Below are 21,968 nucleotides of genomic sequence, written 5' to 3'. Positions count from 1 at the left end.
AGTCTATTTATAATAATTTTACAAACTCATCAAACAAGAATTCCGTATCTGTAGGACCACTAGCAGCTTCAGGATGAAATTGTGCCGAAAACCAGGGATTCTTTTTATGTCTGATTCCTTCATTCGATCCGTCGTTCATGTTAATAAACAGTGGTTCCCAGTCTTTACTCAATGTATTGTTATCTACTGCATAACCATGATTCTGGGAAGTTATAAAACAACGTTCAGTACCTACCATACGTACAGGTTGATTGTGGCTGCGATGTCCATATTTCAATTTATAGATTTTAGCTCCTCCAGCTTTTGACAACAACTGATTACCCATACAGATTCCGAAAATAGGAAGTTTTTCATTCACCATTGCTTTACGAATATTCTGTACTGCAACATCACAAGTATCCGGATCACCGGGACCATTGGAGATAAATAATCCGTCAAATTCAAGTCCGTTATAATCATAATCCCAAGGAACACGAATTACTTCTACATTCCGTTTCAACAGACAACGAATGATATTAGACTTCACTCCACAATCCACTAAAACAACTTTTTTTAATGAAGAATGAGGAATGAGGAATGAAGAATCGGCTACGCTACAGCTGCCGGTTCCATCAGGGAAATAATGAATAATTTCTTTACAGGATACTCGATCAACATAATTTATATCAGCATAGGACAGAAATTCTCCATTCTTCATTCTTAATTCTTCATTTGACTCGTCAAAAACGATTTTCCCCATCATTACACCATGTTCACGAAGAACTTTAGTCAGTTCGCGCGTATCGATGCCAGTAATACCGGGGATCTTCTCACGCTTCAACCAATCAGCGAGACTTTCTACTGCATTCCAATGACTGTACTCGTAAGAATAGTCACTTACAATAACCGCTTCCGCATGAATCTTCTCGCTTTCCATAAAAGTAGCGAGTCCATTCGGTTCAATTGTAAAAGGAGGAACCCCATAATTACCTACCAATGGAAAAGTAAGAGTCATCAACTGTCCGGCATACGAAGGATCAGTCAGACTCTCCGGATATCCCGTCATGGCGGTGTTAAACACTACTTCGCCCGCCACCGGCTTCTCGTAGCCAAACGACTTACCACTGAAGCGGCTCCCGTCGTCAAGGATTAATGTCACATTTCTCATTCTTATTATTGAATCGTTCTATGGTTGTTTAGAATTGATACATCTGTTCGATATAGTTAATAAATGCCTGATTTACCATCTTTACGCCACCCGGAGTCGGATAATCACCACTAAAATACCAGTCCCCCATATGGTTCGGATAGGCTTCATGTAGTCCTTTTAATGGTTGGTAGACAATCTCGACTTTTGCTTTCGTTCCTTTCGGAATCAACAGTTCCACCATTTTAGCAGAAATCTCTTCATCGGTAAACGGTGCATAGATCTCTTTCACATAATTCACCATCTGTTCCTTGGGCAAATCGACTTGATCTTTAGATTTTCGATACGCAGCAGCAATTATATCTTTCATGTCACGCTCTTTCAACAGTTCGATGGCTGCTTTAAAAGCGATAAACTCACTCATTTTTGCCATATCGATACCATAATAATCGGGATAGCGGACTTGAGGAGAAGAAGAAACGATGACAATCTTCTTTGGCCCGAGACGGTCGAGAATACCAATAATGCTTTGCTTTAATGTCGTGCCACGCACAATACTATCGTCAATAATCACTAGATTATCGATACCAGAAACAAGACTACCATAGGTGATATCATACACATGGGCAGCAAGGTCGTTACGACTATTGTCCTCTGCAATGAAAGTACGAAGCTTAATATCTTTAATGGCTACTTTCTCACTGCGAATCCGACGAGAAAGAATAGCTTCCAGCTCTTGTAAATTCGGATTATGGCCCAAAGCCGCTATCTGTTGTACTTTCTCTTCATTCAGATAATTGTCCAAGCCTTGTAACATTCCATAAAAAGCTACTTCAGCAGTGTTAGGGATAAAAGAAAAAACTGTGTGATCAATATCATTATTGATCGCTTTCAAGATATTCGGAACGAGTTTTTCTCCTAACAATTTTCTCTCTTTATAAATATCGACATCACTACCGCGAGAGAAATAGATGCGTTCAAAGGAACAGGCACGTTTTTCACGCGGCTTATTGATTTGTGATGTACGTAGTTTACCTTCTTTGCTGATAAATAATGCTTGTCCCGGCCGCAGTTCTTTTATTTCTTCTACCGGAACATTCAAAGCTGTCTGTATGACCGGGCGTTCGGAAGCCAACACAGCTATTTCATCATCCTGATACCAAAATGCCGGACGAATTCCCCACGGATCACGGATAGCAAACGATTCACCACTTCCTGTCACGCCACAGATGACATATCCCCCATCCCATTCTTTGCTGGAAGTACGTAAAACATTTCCCAAATCAATTTGCTCTTCGATATAACGGGTAATTCCCATCCCTGTGAGACCTTCAGCTTCCGCAAGATTGAACAGTCGTTCTACTTCACGATCGAGACGATGTCCCACTTGTTCCAACATAATATAAGTATCAGCATACTTGCGCGGATGTTGGCCGATAGCAGTAATACGTGCAAATATCTCATCAACATTCGTCATATTGAAGTTACCACAGAGAGCCAAGTTCTTGGCACGCCAATTGTTTCTTCTTAAAAACGGATGAACATACGAAATACCGGACTTACCAGTCGTAGAGTAACGTAAATGTCCCATATAAACTTCACCGGCAAAAGGTAAGGTGCGTTTAGCAAAATTCGCATCATGCAATTGTTCGGAAGCGAGATCTTTAAAATTACTTTGAATGTTTTCAAAAATCTCTGTAATAGCACCGGAACCTAAAGCACGTTCACGAAACATATATTCTTCACCCGGATTCGCTTCCAATTTCACACATGCCAATCCCGCGCCTTCCTGTCCGCGATTATGTTGTTTCTCCATCAGCAGGTAGAGTTTATTGAGACCGTACATCCACGTTCCGTACTTCTTCTCATAATACTCTAACGGTTTGAGTAAGCGTATCATAGCCACGCCACATTCATGTTTCAATTGTTCCATTGATAAACTTGCAATTTATAAATTACCAGATTCTTATTCTACTGTTACCGACTTGGCCAAATTTCGTGGCTGATCTACATCCATTCCTTTACATACCGCAATGTGGTATGCGAGCAATTGAAGAGGTACTGTAGTTATTAACGGGTCAAGGCACTCGATTGTTTCGGGAAGTTCGATACTACAATCTGCTATTTTACTAATTACCGTATCTCCCTTAGTCACAAATGCAATTACCTTTCCCTTACGCGCTTTAATTTCCTGAATATTACTCAACACTTTCTCATAAAGTCCATTTTGAGTAGCAATCACCACTACCGGCATTTCCGCATCAATCAGAGCAATAGGACCATGTTTCATTTCCGCAGCCGGATAGCCTTCAGCATGAATATACGAAATTTCCTTCAATTTCAATGCACCTTCAAGAGCTACGGGATAACTATATCCGCGTCCCAGATAGATAAAATTATGAGCATAGGTGAAGGTCTTCGATAATTCAGCCAATGTATCATTCAGTTTCAAGACTTCTTTCATTTTCTCAGGAATATGATTCAATTCCTTTACGATAGCCAAATATTGTTCTTCGCCAATCGTACCTTTCTCTTTAGCAAGTGTCAAAGCCAACATAACCAATACCGTAACCTGACCGGTAAATGCTTTGGTAGAAGCTACCCCAATTTCCGGACCGACATGGATATATGAACCTGTATAGGTAGCACGAGGTATGGAAGAACCGATAGCATTACATATACCATATATAAATGCTCCGCGACTTTTTGCCAAATCAACGGCTGCAAGCGTATCTGCTGTTTCACCACTTTGCGAAAGAGCAATCACCACATCGTGTTCATCAATCACCGGATCTCGATAACGAAATTCGGAAGCATATTCTACTTCTACCGGAATGCGACAGAAACTTTCAATCAAATGCTTACCGATCAGTCCCGCATGCCAAGAAGTACCACAAGCAACAATTATAAATCGCTTAGCATTTAGCAAACGCTCTTTATAATCGATAATTGCTGATAGTACTACATTATTCGCTTCCACATTGATACGCCCACGCATACAGTCACGAATACAATCCGGCTGCTCGAAAATCTCTTTCAGCATAAAGTGTGGATATCCTCCTTTCTCCAGCTGTCCAAGATTTAGCTCTACCTTTGTTATTTCAGGAGTTGTTTCCACATTATTCAAATCAACGACTTTCAGTTCTTTCCCCCGATGAATAACAGCGATTTCTCCGTCCTCCAGATAAACGACCTTATCCGTATATTCTACAATCGGTGTAGCGTCTGAAGCCAGAAAAAACTCATCCTCACCAATTCCAACGACTAGTGGACTACTCTTACGAGCAGCTATGATCTCGTCAGGATGTTCTTTATCAAGAATAGCAATCGCATACGCTCCGATCACTTCACCCAATGCCAACTGAACGGCTGCAAGCAAATTAACTTTGTTGGTTACTTTAATATATTCGATTAATTGGACGAGTACCTCTGTATCAGTACTACTTTTGAAAGTATAACCTTTGGCTTGAAGTTTTTCTTTGAGAACAGCGTAATTTTCAATGATGCCGTTATGAATGAGAGCGAGTTTTTCGGAAGAAGAGTAATGAGGATGAGCGTTAGCGGAACAAGGTTCCCCGTGAGTAGCCCAACGGGTATGGGCGATTCCGATTGTACCGGAAATATCTTTCTGAGTGACGAAATTTTCAAGATCTGAGACTTTACCTTTCGTCTTATAAACATTCAACTGTTGGTTATCACTGATCAATGCTACCCCCGCGCTATCATATCCTCGATACTCTAATCGCTTCAGTCCCTTTATAAGGATGGGGTAGGCTTTTCTTTTACCAATATAGCCTACGATTCCACACATATATTATGATATTTTTATTTCGTGTGCAAAGATACACATTTTAAATAACATAAAGACAACTATTTCTATATTTATTTGACATAAGCACATAAAAAAGATGTAAACACATCAAAAAGTTAAATAATATATTATTTTTATCTCAAAAAGAAACAAATTACAATCACATTCAAATAACCATTCGGCTACTATCAATTTAAAACTAAACCAAAGTATTCTGATTACAAATTAAAAGAATAAAAGCAGGCTTCCTTATTTAGTGTCATACAAAAGTCGGGAAATAATATCATTATGAAATTAAATTATTAATTTTGCAGAACATTTTGATACACTAAACAGGTATTATCATACAATAAAGCTAGAAAAGATGAAGAAAAAAGAGCTTTTTAACAACGAAACAAAAGGATTCATTTATCAACGACAGCTTCAACAGGCGAGTCTCTATGACTCAGCATATGAACATGACGCTTGTGGTGTCGGTATGTTGGTAAATATTCATGGAGAGAAGTCACACGACATTGTTGAGTCGGCTTTAAAAGTATTAGAGAACATGCGTCATCGTGGTGCTGAAGGTGCGGATAACAAAACAGGGGATGGTGCAGGTATTATGCTGCAAATTCCACATGAATTTATATTATTACAAGGTATTCCCGTCCCGGAGAAAGGACGTTACGGTACGGGATTACTCTTTCTGCCTAAAAATGAGAAAGACCAGGCCTGTATTTTAAGTATCATTATCGAAGAGATCGAAAAAGAAGGACTTACATTGATGCATCTGCGTAATGTACCTACTTGCCCGGAAATTCTAGGTGAGTCGGCTCTTGCAAATGAACCGGACATCAAACAAGTATTTATTACCGGATTTACAGAAACCGAGACCGCAGACCGCAAACTATATTTAATCCGAAAAAGGATTGAAAATAAAATCAGATTGTCAGCAATTCCCGGAAAAGATAACTTTTATGTCGTTTCACTTTCAACTAAAAGCATTATATATAAAGGAATGCTTTCATCATTGCAACTACGAAGTTACTTTCCCGATCTGACAAACACTTATTTTACCAGTGGTCTGGCATTAGTGCATTCACGCTTCAGCACCAATACCTTCCCAACCTGGGGATTGGCGCAACCCTTCCGTCTACTCGCCCACAATGGGGAAATCAATACTATCCGCGGTAATCGCGGATGGATGGAAGCACGTGAAAGTGTACTTTCCACTCCGACATTAGGAGACATTAAAGAGATAAAACCCATTATTCAACCAGGAATGAGTGATAGTGCTTCTCTGGATAATGTACTTGAGTTTCTGGTAATGTCCGGATTAAGCCTACCTCATGCTATGGCAATGTTGGTTCCGGAGTCTTTCAATGAAAAGAATCCAATCAGCGAAGATCTAAAAGCGTTTTACGAGTATCATTCCATCCTCATGGAACCTTGGGACGGACCGGCTGCTCTATTGTTCAGTGACGGGCGGTTTGTCGGTGGCATGCTCGACCGTAACGGTTTACGACCGGCACGTTACCTAATCACCAAGAACGACATGATGGTAGTGGCTTCTGAAGTAGGAGTTATGGATTTCGAACCGGAAGATATCAAAGAAAAAGGTCGTCTTCAGCCTGGGAAAATATTATTGGTAGACACAGAAAAGGGAGAAATCTACTACGATGGCGAGTTGAAAAGACAACTGGCAGAAGCCAGACCTTATCGAACGTGGCTAGCAAACAACCGCATTGAGTTGGATGAGCTGAAAAGTGGGCGTAAAGTACCTCACCATATAGAAAACTATAGCCAAATGCTTCGTACCTTCGGATACTCTAAAGAAGATATCGAACGATTAATCATACCAATGGCCAGTACAGGAGCAGAGCCAGTGAACTCTATGGGTAATGATACGCCTTTAGCGATACTTTCCGATAAACCACAACTTTTTTATAACTACTTCCGCCAACAGTTCGCCCAAGTAACCAATCCTCCGATTGATCCGATTCGTGAAGAGTTGGTAATGTCACTTACAGAATATATCGGAGCTGTCGGAATGAACATTCTCACTCCCAGCGAAAGCCATTGCAAGATGGTACGCCTGAACCATCCGATTTTAAGTAATACGCAATTGGATATTCTTTGCAACATTCGCTACAAAGGTTTCAAAACGGTGAAATTACCTATGTTGTTTGAAGTAGCCAAAGGAAAAGCCGGGCTACAGGAGTCCCTGAATGAACTTTGCAAAATGGCGGAAGCATCCGTTACGGAAGGAGTTAATTATATTGTCTTGACAGATCGTGAAGTAGATATTACACATGCCGCTATTCCCTCCCTACTTGCAGTAAGTGCTGTTCATCATCATCTTATTTCTGTGGGAAAGCGGGTACAAACCGCACTGATTGTAGAAAGCGGAGAAATTCGAGAAGTTATGCACGCAGCTTTGCTATTAGGTTTTGGAGCCAGTGCTTTGAATCCATACATGGCGTTTGCAATCTTAGATCAGTTGGTAAAAGATAAAGATATCCAGCTGGATTACGCCACTGCTGAGAAAAACTACATAAAGTCTATCTGCAAAGGCTTATTCAAGATCATGAGTAAAATGGGAATATCCACTATCCGTTCTTATCGGGGAGCCAAAATTTTTGAAGCCGTCGGATTAAGTGCAGAATTAAGTAAAGCTTATTTCGGAGGAATCAGTTCTCCTATCAGCGGTATCCGGCTAGAAGAAATTGCAAAGGATGCAATAACCTTCCATGATGAAGGCTTTTTGGCAAAAGAAGAAATCACCGGTTTATTGCCGAACAGAGGGTTATATTCTTTCCGTAAAGACGGAGAAAAACATGCTTGGAATCCGGAAACGATCAGTACTCTTCAACTTGCTACCCGTTTGGGAAGTTACAAAAAGTTTAAAGAATACACTCATTTAGTCGATGACAAGGCAACTCCCATCTTTCTACGCGATTTTCTTGATTTTCGTCGCAACCCTATTTCTATTGACTTGGTAGAACCTGTAGAAAATATACTACATCGTTTCGTTACCGGAGCAATGTCATTCGGAGCGATTAGTAAAGAAGCACACGAAGCGATGGCTATTGCCATGAACAAGATTCATGGACGGAGTAATACTGGTGAAGGCGGAGAAGACTCTTCCCGTTTTCAGCCTTTGCCGGACGGGAGCTCTCTGAGAAGTTCCATTAAACAAGTAGCATCCGGTCGTTTCGGAGTAACAACTGAATATCTAGTCAATGCAGATGAAATACAAATAAAGATAGCTCAAGGAGCCAAACCCGGTGAAGGCGGACAGCTTCCCGGATTTAAGGTAGATGATGTGATAGCTAAAACCCGTCATTCCATACCGGGTATTTCACTAATCTCTCCTCCTCCTCACCACGACATTTATTCTATCGAAGACCTGGCACAATTGATCTTCGACTTGAAAAACGTAAATCCAAAGGCCAAGATCAGCGTGAAATTAGTAGCGGAAAGTGGCGTAGGAACCATCGCAGCAGGAGTGGCAAAAGCAAAAGCCGACTTAATCGTAATCTCAGGTGCAGAAGGCGGTACGGGAGCTTCTCCAGCATCATCTATCAGGTATGCAGGAATATCTCCTGAATTGGGATTAAGTGAAACCCAACAAACATTAGTTCTGAACGGATTGCGCGGACAGGTCATTCTACAAGCTGACGGACAGTTGAAAACCGGACGTGACATTATCCTTATGGCACTGATGGGAGCTGAAGAATATGGGTTCGCTACTTCCGCACTGATCGTATTAGGATGTGTCATGATGCGTAAATGTCATCAGAATACCTGCCCGGTAGGAGTTGCCACTCAGAATCCGGAATTACGCCAACGCTTTCATGGACGCAGTGAATACCTGATCAATTTCTTCACCTTCCTGGCACAAGAAGTACGTGAATATCTGGCAGAAATGGGCTTTACTCGCTTAGACGACATCATCGGACGTACGGATTTAATTCAACGTAAATCAATAAAAGACGATTCAAACCCGAAACACGAGTTAATCGATTTTACAAAGATGTTGGCACGTATAGACAATAGTGCAGCTATCCGTCATGTCATTGATCAGGAGCACGGAGTTTCTTCTGTAAAAGACATCACTATCATAGATGCGGCACAAGAAGCTATCGAACATGAAAAAGAAGTTTCTCTGGAATATACGATTGCCAATACAGACCGGGCCATAGGTGCCATGCTTTCCGGAGTTATTGCCGGGAAATATGGAGAAAGAGGATTATCGGAACATACCCTGAACATCAAGTTCAAAGGAGCAGCCGGTCAATCGTTCGGTGCCTTCCTTGTTAGAGGAGTCTATTTCAAGTTAGAAGGGGAAGCCAATGATTATTTGGGTAAAGGTCTGAGTGGTGGTCGTATAGCTGTACTTCCTCCGATCCGCAGTAATTTTGAAGCTGAAAGAAACACCATTGCAGGCAACACGCTACTTTATGGTGCAACAAGCGGAGAAGTATATATTAACGGTCGGGCAGGTGAACGTTTTGCAGTCCGAAACTCTGGAGCAATTGCTGTAGTAGAGGGGGTAGGCGACCATTGTTGTGAATATATGACAGGAGGACGTGTCGTAGTACTCGGTCAGACAGGGCGTAATTTCGCAGCCGGAATGAGTGGAGGTGTTGCTTATGTATGGAATAAGGATGGCAATTTTGATTATTTCTGTAACATGGAAATGGTGGAACTGTCACTAATCGAGGAAGCCAGCTACCGGAAAGAACTCCATGAACTGATTCGTCAGCACTATTTGTATACAGGTTCCAAACTGGCACGTATAATGCTGGATGACTGGAATCATTACGCAGATGAATTTATCCAAGTAGTACCCATCGAATACAAAAAGGTATTACAGGAAGAACAGATGAAAAAGTTACAGCAAAAAATAGCAGATATGCAAAGAGACTATTAACCGACATTAGTAACTATTGATAATTAAATAAAAGTCGTATGGGAGATCCAAAAGCATTCTTAAATATACCTCGCCAAGAAGCAGGATACCGTCCTGTAAGCGAGCGAATCACAGATTTCAGTCAAGTTGAACAAACGTTGAATACGAACAGTCGCAAACTGCAAGCCTCACGCTGCATGGATTGTGGTGTGCCTTTCTGCCATTGGGCATGTCCGTTAGGCAATAAGCAGCCTGAATGGCAAGATGCACTTTATAAAGGAAAATGGAAAGAGGCTTACGAGATATTATCATCCACTTGTGACTTTCCCGAATTTACAGGGCGTATCTGTCCGGCACTCTGTGAAAAGTCATGTGTGCTCAAACTATCATGCAATCAGCCGGTTACCATTCGTGAGAATGAAGCAGCAATTGTGGAAGCAGCTTTCCGGGAAGGGTATATACAAGTAAAGTCACCTAAAAGAAATGGCAAGAAGGTTGCTGTGATCGGTGCCGGTCCTGCCGGCTTGGTTGTTGCCAATCAGTTAAATCTGAAAGGGTATGCAATTACCTTATTTGATAAGGACGAAGCTGCCGGAGGATTGTTACGTTTTGGTATTCCAAATTTCAAACTGGACAAAAACGTGATAGACCGTCGAATAAGGATTCTGACGGCAGAAGGTATACAGTTCAAATTCGGCACAGAGATCGATGTCAACCATTTACCCGAAGGGTTTGACGCATATTGTATCTGTACCGGAACTCCGACAGCACGTGACCTGAATATTCCGGGCAGAGAACTGAAAGGTATTTATTTCGCGCTCGAAATGCTCTCACAACAGAATCGTATACTGGCCGGTCAAAACTTTCCTAAAGATAAAACAGTCAATGCAAAAGGGAAAAAAGTTCTGGTCATCGGCGGCGGAGATACGGGGTCTGACTGCATCGGGACCAGTATTCGTCAGGGAGCGACAAGTGTCACACAGATCGAGATCATGCCTCAACCGCCTGTCGGATACAATCCTTCTACTCCATGGCCACAATGGCCTATCGTTCTTAAAACTACATCCAGTCATGAGGAAGGTTGTATCCGACGTTGGTGTCTGGCTTCCCAGCAATTTATCGGAAAAAACGGCAAAGTGAACGGAGTAGAAGTCGAAGAGGTGGAATGGATACCCTCACCGAACGGCAACAAACCAACCATGAAACCGACTGGTAAAAAAGAAATCATCGAGACCGATATGGTTTTGCTTGCTATGGGATTCCTGAAACCTGAACATCCTCAACCAGCAAAAAACGTATTTTTCGCTGGAGATGCAGCCACAGGTGCCAGTCTGGTAGTACGTGCCATGGCAGAAGGGCGGAAAGCCGCCACGAAAATCGATGCCTATTTGAGTAAATAAATTCTGTCTCAATATAATAAACAAAGTTTTTCATCAACCTTCAAAAGTAAAAGTTATGTGTGGAATAGCTGGTATACTCAACATAAAATATCAATCTAGAGAACTAAGAAATAAAGTACTGAAAATGGCTCAGAAAATTCGTCATCGCGGACCGGATTGGAGTGGCATTTATGTAGGTGGAAGTGCCATTTTGGCTCATGAACGGCTCTCGATTGTAGATCCGGAAAGCGGAGGACAGCCTTTGTTCTCACCCGATCGGAAACAAGTGCTCGCTGTCAATGGTGAGATCTACAATCATCGTGAGATCCGTACCCGATATGCAGATCGATATCATTTCCAGACCGGTAGTGACTGCGAAGTGATCCTCGCTCTCTACAAAGAGAAAGGGATTCATTTTCTGGAAGAACTGAACGGTATTTTCGCATTTGTCCTCTATGACGAGGAAAAAGATGAATTTCTCATTGCCCGAGATCCTATTGGTGTCATTCCTCTTTATATAGGTAAGGATAAAGAAGGAAGAATATATTTTGGAAGTGAACTCAAGGCGTTAGAAGGATTTTGTGATAAATATGAACCTTTTCTCCCCGGACACTACTTTTATAGTAAAGAGGGAAAAATGAATCGCTGGTATACCCGTAACTGGACGGAATACAATGCAGTAAAAGATAATGATGCAAAAGTAAATGATGTAAAAAAGGCACTGGAAGAGGCTGTACAACGACAGTTAATGAGTGATGTGCCGTATGGCGTACTACTTTCCGGTGGTTTAGACAGTTCCGTTATTTCTGCCATTGCCAAGAAATATGCAGCCAAACGTATAGAAACGGATGGTGCCAGCGATGCTTGGTGGCCTCAACTCCACTCCTTTGCCGTCGGATTAAAAGGTGCGCCCGACTTGATCAAGGCCCGTGAAGTAGCAGAATATATTGGAACCGTACATCACGAAATCAATTATACCATTCAGGAAGGACTGGATGCTATTCGTGATGTTATTTATTTTATCGAGACCTATGATGTAACCACCGTACGAGCTTCCACACCGATGTATTTATTAGCACGTGTTATCAAATCGATGGGAATCAAAATGGTACTGAGCGGTGAAGGTGCCGATGAGGTATTTGGCGGATATCTTTATTTTCATAAGGCTCCTACCCCACAAGCTTTTCATGAAGAAACCGTTCGTAAATTAAACAAACTTCATTTGTATGATTGCCTACGCGCGAATAAAAGTCTGGCAGCATGGGGAGTGGAAGGGCGCGTTCCCTTTTTGGACAAAGAATTTCTGGATATAGCCATGAGATTGAATCCTAAAGCCAAGATGTGTCCGGGAAAAGAAATCGAAAAACGAATAGTGCGCGAAGCTTTTGAAGATATGTTACCGCCCAGTGTGGCATGGCGTCAAAAAGAACAATTCAGTGACGGTGTAGGTTATTCATGGATTGATACGCTGAAGGAGGTAACAGCTGCTGCCGTCAGTGACGAACAAATGGAACATGTTGCTGAACGCTTTCCAATCAACACTCCGATGAATAAAGAAGAATACTATTACCGTAGTATTTTCGAAGAACATTTCCCAAGTGAAAGTGCTGCACGCAGTGTGCCCAGTGTTCCCAGTGTGGCATGTTCCACAGCGGAAGCATTAGCTTGGGATGTTGCCTTTCAACACCTGAATGATCCGAGCGGAAGGGCAGTAAAGGGAATACACGAAGAAGCGTATACTGACTAAACACTACTTATACAATTTATATTCAATTTGCTCTCACGCTCCCACTTTCTCTATACACTCCCCTATTCATTGAGAGATCCAGTGGTGGCAAGGTGAGAGCAAATATTACCTATTTCAAACTAAATAGACGCCATAACTTTCATACAGATGGATGAAATATCCTATAATAAGAACGAAATTCAACGTATGAAACAAATACTCTGTATCGATTAACGCAGATTAGCACTCCTATTAACTAATTGGCGTTTTCTTTTTTGTAAATTTGAAGCCTAAGTTAAATTCAGAACATAAAACTTTTTAAAATCAGAAGAAAATGAAGTTAACTAAAATATTGATGTTCTCCGCTTTAGTGGTTTCTGCTTGCTATATGCAAGCTCAAACACAAATCATTGCTCACCGAGGTTTCTGGAAAACTCCGGGCTCGGCACAGAATAGTATCACCTCCCTCCAAAAAGCAGATTCGATAGGATGTTACGGTTCAGAATTTGATGTATGGATGACTAAAGACAATAAATTAGTAGTCAATCATGATCCCATGTACAAGATGAAGGCAATGGAATATTCTAAAGGAGATGTATTGACCGGTCTAAGGCTCTCTAACGGTGAAAAACTGCCTTCGCTGGAACAGTATCTGAAAGCGGCTCAAAAAGGAACGACACGTCTCATTTTGGAACTAAAAAAGCACAATAATAAAAAACGTGAAACAAAAGCTGTGGAAGAAATTATAGCTCTGGTCAAACAGTTGGGCTTGGAGAAACGCATGGAATATATCTCTTTTTCTCTGCATGCTACCAAAGAATTTATCCGGCTGGCACCAGCAGGAACTCCCGTATTTTATTTAAACGGAGATTTATCGCCTCAAGAACTGAAAGCTCTTGGATGCGCAGGACCTGATTATCATCTCGGAATGTTCAAGAAGCATCCGGAATGGATCAAAGAATGTCATGATCTGGGGATGAAAGTCAATTCATGGACCATTGATAAAGAAGAAGACATGAAATGGCTCATAGACCAAAAAGCAGATTTCATCACAACAAATGAACCCGTTGTTTTGCAAGGGCTCATCAAATAATGATATTCCCACTAAGTACAAGCCTTCATTCCGGAATGTGTAATTCGGAAATGAAGGCTTTACAATCTTTTTTCCCTTTTCAATTTATCTGAAATCATCCAATACCTCTTTCAACTCATCCACAGTCAACTCACCTACCTGTCTCCAAAGTTCATGTCCCCCATGTAACAGAATAAAAGCCGGAACTGTCTCTACATTATGTAAGTCAGCTATATCTTGATTCTCCTCCGTATTCACCTTTATCAAATCAACCGCTCTTTTTTCATACGTTCGCAGTATCGGACCAATCCATTCATAATGAGGAGTCCAATCTGCATAAAAAACGACTAAAACCAAATGATCACCTTTTGCTTCTATTTCTAATTGCTTCTTTATGTCCATCTCTATTATTTATTAATTATAAGTAATGATTAAAACAACAGATCAATAGAAAAAGTTCTTCAAAAACAGAGTCGATTTTGCTCTATACATTCTTCATATTTAATGAAAAGATATGCAGTATTCTTTCCCCAAATAACAATATACTATTATTAATATCCATATAATTATAATTTAACACTATTCACATCCATATTTATACCAAATGAAAGTTAGATAAAAACAAATAGATATTAGACACTCTTTTAACAAAAAGATAAATCAAAAAGTCATATCTTTGCATCAAAATAAAACAAAAAGAAAGAATAACCAGTCATTAAAAAGCTAAATGACAAACAAAATAAGATTCACTAAGATGCATGGAGCCGGTAATGATTATATATATGTAGATGTTACCAAGTCTCCGATAGCGGCTCCCGAAAGGAAAGCAATTGAATGGAGCAAATATCATACTGGGATCGGCAGTGACGGACTTATATTGATTGGAGCTTCAGAAATAGCAGATTTCAGTATGCGCATATTCAATGCAGACGGTTCGGAAGCGATGATGTGTGGTAATGGAAGTCGTTGTGTAGGCAAGTATGTATATGAATACGGTCTTACCCGTCAGACTGAGATCACTCTTGAAACGCTGGCTGGTATTAAAGTGCTGAAACTAAATATCGAAAACGATAAAGTAACATCAGTCACCGTAGATATGGGCACTCCGCTAGAGATAGAAAGAATCCGGTTAGAAGGAAAATATCCTCTGCAATCCACTCGGATATCAATGGGAAATCCTCATTTGGTAACATTTGTAGAAGATATTACTTCAATTAATCTATCGAAAATAGGACCCGAATTAGAGTGCTGTCCTCTTTTTCCGGACAGGACTAATGTAGAGTTTGCACAAATTATCGACAAAGATAAAATCCGGATGAGAGTGTGGGAAAGAGGATCAGGCATTACCCAAGCTTGCGGAACCGGTGCTTGCGCCACAGCAGTAGCAGCTTTTGAGAACGGGCTAACCGGAAGAAAATGTGAAATCATAATGGACGGGGGAACCGTCACTATCGAATGGGAACAAGCTTCGGGACATATATTGATGACCGGTCCCGCCACCAAAGTTTTCGATGGAGAAATAGAAAACTGATATTGAAGGCATAACAACAATAAATTGAAGAAACTTAAAACAATAACAATATGGCACTAGTAAACGAACATTTTTTAAAACTACCCGGAAGTTATTTATTTTCGGATATAGCGAAAAAAGTTAATACATTCAGGATAACGCACCCTAAACAGGACATCATCCGCTTAGGTATCGGTGATGTCACCCAACCGCTTCCGAAAGCTTGTATTGAAGCCATGCACAAAGCAGTTGATGAGTTGGCTAATAAAGACACCTTTCGCGGATATGGTCCTGAGCAGGGTTATGAGTTCCTAATTGAAGCAATTATAAAAAATGATTTCACCTCACGAGGTATCCATTTCTCAACATCAGAAATATTCATTAATGACGGAGCGAAAAGTGATACCGGCAATATTGGTGATATTCTTCGGCATGACAACAGCGTGGGAGTAACAGATCCTATTTATCCGGTATACATTGATAGTAACGTGATGTGTGGACGTGCCGGAATATTGGAAGAAGAGATAGGCAAATGGAGTAATGTTACTTATATGCCTTGTACGAGCGAAAACAATTTTATTCCGGAAATCCCGGATAAAAGGATAGACATCATTTATCTCTGTTATCCGAATAATCCAACCGGGACTACATTGACCAAACCGGAGTTAAAGAAATGGGTGGATTATGCTTTGGCGAACGATACGCTGATTTTATTTGACGCTGCATATGAAGCTTATATTCAAGATGCAGATGTCCCCCATTCCATTTATGAAATCAAAGGAGCCAGGAAGTGTGCCATTGAATTCCGCAGTTTCTCAAAAACTGCTGGTTTTACGGGAGTACGTTGCGGATATACAGTTGTACCCAAAGAACTGACTGCAGCGACTTTGGAAGGTAACCGCATTCCACTCAACAGATTATGGAATCGACGCCAATGTACAAAATTCAACGGAACTTCTTATATCACCCAGCGTGCTGCGGAAGCAGTATACAGTATAGAAGGGAAAGAACAGGTGAAAGAAACCATACATTACTACATGACTAATGCTAAAATCATGAAAGAAGGACTGGAAGCAACAGGTTTGAAAGTATATGGAGGAGTAAACGCTCCTTACTTATGGCTAAAAACGCCCAACGGAATTTCTTCTTGGCGATTCTTCGAACAAATGTTGTATGAAGCCAATGTAGTCGGTACTCCCGGTGTAGGGTTTGGTCCCAGTGGAGAAGGCTACATTCGCTTAACAGCATTCGGGGACCGCAATGATTGCATAGAAGCAATGAGAAGAATCAAGAACTGGCTTTAGATAGTATTTTGCGCGCTACTATATAACACATGGACCGTACATCCACATTTTTCTAACTATTTAAAGGTAAAAAGACAATGAAAACGACGATGAACAAAAAATTGAAAGTAATAGCATTGACTATACTTGCAACTCTTGCCCCATCATCCGGAATGATGGCACAGGACAATCTGGAGGCTTCTGTAGGAGCGGATTTGGTCAGTGGTTATATCTGGCGTGGTCAGCATTTAGGAGGCGTTAGCATACAACCTTCTTTAGCAGCTAGCTACAAAGGTTTCTCACTGGGAGCTTGGGGATCGGCCGGTATTGAGTCATCCGATACAAAAGAACTGGATTTAACTCTTGGATATTCGACCGGAGGTTTTAGTTTCTCAGTAACCGACTATTGGTTTAATCAAGGTGACAACTTTAAAACAGGAATGCCTACCTCCGGGGAATATTTTCATTACGGAACATATTCTACAGCACATGTATTTGAAGCACAGATTGGCTATGATTTCGGTCCTATGGTTGTAAATTGGTATACCAACTTTGCAGGAAATGACGGTATCAAAAAAAATGGGAAAAGAGCTTATTCTTCCTATCTGGCAGTCAGTGTTCCATTAACTTTCGGAGGACTTGAATGGAATGTGGATTTAGGTATGGTACCTTGGGAAACGACTTTCTATAACGGTTACACCAGTGGATTCTGTGTTTCCGATGTCAGCCTCAGTGCTGCAAAAGACATGAAGGTAACTAGTTCGTTCACCCTTCCTGCCTTTGCCAAAGTAACAGTAAATCCCCGTACCGAGGGAGCTTACTTCACATTCGGGCTAAGTTTTTAAGAGAGTAAAAAAAAGAATAAGTCACACTAACAAGTAAGGTGTATGAAAAAGATTGAAGCAATTATCCGCAAAACAAAATTTGAAGACGTGAAAGAAGCTCTTCTGGAAGCGGATATCGAATGGTTCTCATACTATGATGTGAGAGGTATTGGAAAAGCAAGACAAGGACGTATCTACCGCGGCGTAGTGTATGATACCAGTAGCATCGAACGCATTTTGATTTCTATTGTAGTACGTGATAAGAATGCAGAAAAGACCGTACAGGCGATCATCAAGGCTGCACAAACCGGAGAAATTGGTGACGGACGTATCTTCGTTATCCCCATAGAAGATGCCATTCGTATCCGGACTGCAGAAAGAGGTGATATCGCTCTTTATAATGCCGAACAGGAACGTTAATTTCAAGATAAACAATAAGGTTCGGAGCACCTCTGATTACAATAAATAGATATTATAAATCTAAAGATATTACATTATGGATATATATAAAAAACGCAGCCTTATAAAGCTGTGTATAGCCAGTGCTATGCTTTTTGCACTGAGCCTCACAACAGAAACTTTCGCACAAGACAGTAGCACCTCCTCCACAAGTGCAGAAGTAATAGAAACGGTTACAGATACTATAGTAGCCTCCCCTACTATGGAAGCAGCAACCGATAATATCACAGAATTAGCAACAGGACTGAATACTGTATGGATGTTGTTAGCCGCAATGCTGGTATTTTTCATGCAACCGGGATTCGCTCTTGTGGAAGCAGGATTCACCCGTACAAAAAACACCGCTAACATTTTAATGAAAAACTTTGTAGACTTTATGTTCGGTTCCCTTTTGTATTGGTTTATCGGATTTGGACTAATGTTTGGAGTAGGCGGATTCGTTGGAATGCCTCACTTCTTCAATCTTTCCTTTTTAGATTCCGAATTACCTAGAGAAGGTTTTCTGATATTCCAAACTGTATTTTGTGCAACCGCAGCTACCATTGTATCAGGAGCAATGGCAGAACGTACAAAGTTTTCCATGTATTTAGTCTACACCATTTTTATCAGTGTATTAATTTATCCGGTTTCGGGTCACTGGACATGGGGAGGAGGTTGGCTGATGAACGGTGAAGAAGGATCATTCATGATGGATCTTTTCGGAACTACCTTTCATGATTTCGCAGGTTCCACCATTGTCCACTCTGTCGGAGGTTGGATTTCATTAGTAGGAGCCGCCATTCTGGGTCCCCGTATCGGTAAATATGGAAAAGACGGTAAGTCAAAAGCAATCCCCGGACACAATTTGACCATTGCTGCCCTCGGAGTATTCATTCTATGGTTCGGATGGTTCGGGTTTAATCCCGGTTCACAACTGGCTGCTGCTACGACAGCCGATCAGGAAGCTATCTCACACGTATTTCTGACTACTAACCTCGCAGCTTGTGCGGGTGGCTTCTTCGCTCTGCTAGTAAGCTGGATAAAATACAGCAAACCCTCACTCTCCTTAACGTTGAACGGTATTTTAGCAGGTTTGGTAGGTATCACTGCAGGATGTGATGCAGTTTCCGCAGCAGGAGCAGTTATCATCGGTGCAATCTGTGGCGTGGTAATGATCTTCTCTGTCGAATTTATTGACCGCATTCTAAAAATAGACGATCCTGTAGGTGCCTCCTCTGTACATGGAGTATGTGGATGCCTCGGAACAATCCTGACCGGGCTCTTCTCCGTCAGTGAAGGAGTATTCTACGGACACGGTTATGGTTTCTTCGGGGCACAGATATTCGGTGCTTTGGTTGTCGGTGCATGGGCGGCAAGTATGGGATTCATCATATTCAAAGCACTTGATAAAATTCACGGACTTCGCGTTTCGGCACGTGTGGAAGAAGAAGGGCTCGATATTTACGAGCATGGAGAGTCTGCTTATAACTAAAATAAACGGTTTATTGCTTATAAAACAGATTTTGTACAACGAAACAAATATCATTCCGGGCAGGTTTGACCGCCTACCCGGAAGTTTAAAAAGAAAGTGATTATAGACTCTAATATATTAAACAACAAATTAATTAGGTAATTATGTCAAAACTAAGATTCAGAGTAGTAGAAACAGCCTTCAAAAAGAAAGCAGTGGAAGTAGCAACGCCTGCCGAACGTCCTTCGGAATATTTCGGCAAGTATGTCTTCAACAAAGAAAAGATGTTTAAATACCTGCCCAGCAAGGTATACAACACACTGATTGACGCAATTGACAACGGTGCCCCACTCGACCGCAGCATTGCCGACGAAGTAGCTGCCGGAATGAAGAAATGGGCTATTGAAATGGGTGCTACCCATTATACACATTGGTTTGCACCACTGACCGAAGGTACAGCAGAAAAGCATGATGCTTTTGTTGAACACGACGGAAAAGGTGGTATGATGGAAGAGTTTACAGGCAAACTGTTAGTACAGCAAGAACCGGATGCTTCTTCTTTCCCCAATGGTGGTATTCGTAACACATTCGAAGCTCGCGGCTACAGTGCATGGGATCCTTCATCACCTGCATTTATTGTTGATGATACGCTTTGCATCCCGACTGTATTTATCGCATATACCGGTGAGGCACTTGACTATAAGGCTCCATTATTGAAAGCACTTCGTGCCGTAGATAAAGCAGCAACTTCCGTTTGTCATTATTTTAATCCGGAAGTAAAGAAAGTGGTTGCTTATCTAGGTTGGGAACAAGAATATTTTCTTGTAGACGAAGGACTCTATGCAGCCCGCCCAGATCTATTGATGACGGGACGCACTCTTATGGGACACGATAGCGCAAAGAATCAACAATTGGAAGACCATTATTTCGGTGCTATTCCAACCCGGGTAGCTGCTTTTATGAAGGATCTGGAAATTGAGGCTTTGAAACTTGGTATCCCGGTGAAAACCCGTCATAACGAGGTTGCTCCGAACCAATTCGAATTGGCACCTATCTTTGAAGAATGTAACTTGGCAAATGATCATAACTTGCTTATCATGTCATTAATGCGGAAGGTAAGTCGTCGTCACGGTTTTCGTGTGCTACTGCACGAAAAGCCGTTCAAAGGTGTCAATGGTTCCGGTAAGCACAACAACTGGTCGCTAGGTACCGATACGGGTATCTTATTAATGGGACCGGGCAAAACCCCTGAAGACAACCTGCGTTTTGTTACATTCGTAGTGAATACTTTAATGGCAGTTTATCACCACAATGGATTATTGAAAGCTTCCATTTCCAGTGCTACCAATGCTCACCGCCTGGGAGCCAACGAAGCACCTCCCGCAATCATCTCTTCCTTCCTTGGCAAGCAGTTGTCTCAAGTATTAGAGCACATTGAAAACAGTACCAAAGACGATTTGATCAATCTCAGCGGTAAACAAGGAATGAAGCTGGATATTCCGCAAATCCCCGAACTGTTAATTGATAACACTGATCGTAACCGTACTTCTCCTTTCGCCTTCACCGGGAATCGGTTCGAATTTCGTGCCGTAGGTTCCGAAGCAAACTGTGCTTCTGCTATGATAGCTTTGAACACAGCAGTTGCCGACCAGCTGAATAAGTTCAAAAAAGATGTAGACACCCTGATTGAGAAAGGAGAACCGAAAATCTCCGCCATTCTGGAAATTATCCGCGGTTATATCAAAGAATGTAAACCTATTCATTTTGACGGTAACGGTTACAGTGACGAATGGAAAGCGGAAGCAGCCCGTCGTGGGTTGGATTGCGAAACCAGTGTTCCCGTTATCTTCGATAATTATCTGAAACCGGAAAGCATTGCAATGTTCGAAGCTACCGGAGTCATGACAAAGAAAGAATTGGAGGCACGTAATGAGGTGAAATGGGAAATGTATACCAAAAAAATTCAAATCGAAGCACGAGTTTTAGGAGACTTGGCTATGAACCATATTATCCCGGTTGCTACTCAGTATCAGACCGACTTGATTAATAACGTATATAAAATGCAGTCTCTATTCCCGGCTGAAAAAGCTACCAAACTTTCTTCCAAAAATCTGGAACTGATCGAAGAGATTGCTGACCGTACGGCCTTCATCAAGGAACATGTGGATGCAATGGTCGAGGCCCGCAAAGTGGCAAACAAAATTGAAAGTGAACGAGAGAAAGCAATTGCTTATCATGACACGATTGTTCCGGCTCTGGAAGAAATCCGTTATCACATTGACAAGCTCGAACTTATCGTGGATAACCAAATGTGGACACTGCCGAAATATAGAGAACTCTTATTTATCAGATAAAAAAGAAATGAGGTTATATCTTTAAAAGATATAGCCTCATTCAGATTGAGATTATCTATTTCTTTTGTTGGTTGTTT

General features: G+C 41.4%; 14 protein-coding genes. 10 read left to right on the top strand and 4 right to left on the bottom strand.

Annotation, left to right across the window (positions count from 1 at the left end; all coding sequences use genetic code 11):
• Positions 1 to 7: 7 nt before the first annotated feature.
• From carA to glmS, 3 genes are read right to left on the bottom strand one after another with little or no spacing between them, the layout of a single operon-like run.
• Positions 8 to 1,147 carry a glutamine-hydrolyzing carbamoyl-phosphate synthase small subunit gene (gene carA / locus CZ225_RS09425; RefSeq protein ID WP_077153915.1) on the bottom strand — a complete coding sequence of 380 codons (1,140 nt, stop codon included), beginning with the start codon at positions 1,145 to 1,147 and terminating at the stop codon, positions 8 to 10.
• A 28-nt stretch (positions 1,148 to 1,175) separates the two neighbouring features.
• The gene (locus CZ225_RS09420; RefSeq protein WP_077153914.1) at positions 1,176 to 3,059 is read right to left on the bottom strand and encodes an amidophosphoribosyltransferase; all 1,884 of its coding nucleotides are present in this window, start codon (positions 3,057 to 3,059) and stop codon (positions 1,176 to 1,178) included.
• Positions 3,060 to 3,092: 33 nt separating this feature from the next.
• Entirely contained in the window at positions 3,093 to 4,937 is a 1,845-nt protein-coding gene (glmS, locus tag CZ225_RS09415; protein ID WP_077153913.1) for a glutamine--fructose-6-phosphate transaminase (isomerizing), read from the bottom strand.
• Between the two features lie 364 nt (positions 4,938 to 5,301).
• On the opposite strand from glmS, the gene gltB reads away from it, so the two are divergent.
• The 4 genes from gltB (at position 5,302) to CZ225_RS09395 (ending at position 14,032) form a co-directional block, all read left to right on the top strand.
• Positions 5,302 to 9,855: a glutamate synthase large subunit gene (gltB, locus tag CZ225_RS09410; RefSeq protein WP_077153912.1), complete on the top strand. Its 4,554-nt coding sequence runs from the start codon at positions 5,302 to 5,304 to the stop codon at positions 9,853 to 9,855.
• 38 nt (positions 9,856 to 9,893) lie between these two features.
• Positions 9,894 to 11,234: a glutamate synthase subunit beta gene (locus CZ225_RS09405; RefSeq protein ID WP_077153911.1), complete on the top strand. Its 1,341-nt coding sequence runs from the start codon at positions 9,894 to 9,896 to the stop codon at positions 11,232 to 11,234.
• Between the two features lie 55 nt (positions 11,235 to 11,289).
• Entirely contained in the window at positions 11,290 to 12,960 is a 1,671-nt protein-coding gene (gene asnB, locus CZ225_RS09400; protein ID WP_077153910.1) for an asparagine synthase B, read from the top strand.
• 313 nt (positions 12,961 to 13,273) lie between these two features.
• Positions 13,274 to 14,032 carry a glycerophosphodiester phosphodiesterase family protein gene (locus tag CZ225_RS09395; RefSeq protein WP_077153909.1) on the top strand — a complete coding sequence of 253 codons (759 nt, stop codon included), beginning with the start codon at positions 13,274 to 13,276 and terminating at the stop codon, positions 14,030 to 14,032.
• Positions 14,033 to 14,116: 84 nt separating this feature from the next.
• Here CZ225_RS09395 and CZ225_RS09390 read toward each other — a convergent pair whose 3' ends face one another.
• Positions 14,117 to 14,413, bottom strand: a complete 297-nt coding sequence (locus tag CZ225_RS09390) for a thioredoxin family protein (protein ID WP_077153908.1) — start codon at positions 14,411 to 14,413, stop codon at positions 14,117 to 14,119.
• 325 nt (positions 14,414 to 14,738) lie between these two features.
• Between CZ225_RS09390 and dapF the strand changes: the two genes are divergently transcribed.
• The 6 genes from dapF to CZ225_RS09360 all read left to right on the top strand — a co-directional run bounded on the left by dapF (position 14,739) and on the right by CZ225_RS09360 (position 21,891).
• Positions 14,739 to 15,542 (top strand): diaminopimelate epimerase, encoded by an 804-nt coding sequence (gene dapF / locus CZ225_RS09385; RefSeq protein WP_077153907.1) that lies wholly within the window; start codon positions 14,739 to 14,741, stop codon positions 15,540 to 15,542.
• Between the two features lie 50 nt (positions 15,543 to 15,592).
• Positions 15,593 to 16,825: an LL-diaminopimelate aminotransferase gene (locus tag CZ225_RS09380; RefSeq protein ID WP_077153906.1), complete on the top strand. Its 1,233-nt coding sequence runs from the start codon at positions 15,593 to 15,595 to the stop codon at positions 16,823 to 16,825.
• 77 nt (positions 16,826 to 16,902) lie between these two features.
• Complete coding sequence (locus CZ225_RS09375) at positions 16,903 to 17,649, top strand: hypothetical protein (protein ID WP_077153905.1); 747 nt, start codon at positions 16,903 to 16,905, stop codon at positions 17,647 to 17,649.
• A gap of 42 nt (positions 17,650 to 17,691) precedes the next feature.
• Positions 17,692 to 18,048, top strand: coding sequence for a P-II family nitrogen regulator (locus CZ225_RS09370; RefSeq protein ID WP_077153904.1), 357 nt, complete (start codon positions 17,692 to 17,694; stop codon positions 18,046 to 18,048).
• A 127-nt stretch (positions 18,049 to 18,175) separates the two neighbouring features.
• A complete protein-coding gene (locus tag CZ225_RS09365) occupies positions 18,176 to 19,558 on the top strand; it encodes an ammonium transporter (RefSeq protein WP_394334029.1) in 1,383 nt (460 codons plus the stop codon).
• 143 nt (positions 19,559 to 19,701) lie between these two features.
• Positions 19,702 to 21,891 carry a glutamine synthetase III family protein gene (locus CZ225_RS09360; protein WP_077153902.1) on the top strand — a complete coding sequence of 730 codons (2,190 nt, stop codon included), beginning with the start codon at positions 19,702 to 19,704 and terminating at the stop codon, positions 21,889 to 21,891.
• Positions 21,892 to 21,968 lie beyond the last annotated feature (77 nt).

Source organism: Bacteroides bouchesdurhonensis (assembly GCF_900155865.1).
Classification (GTDB): Bacteria; Bacteroidota; Bacteroidia; order Bacteroidales; family Bacteroidaceae; genus Bacteroides; species Bacteroides bouchesdurhonensis.
Note: the sequence above shows the minus strand (reverse complement) of the source record. Positions and strands in the feature narration are given on the sequence as shown.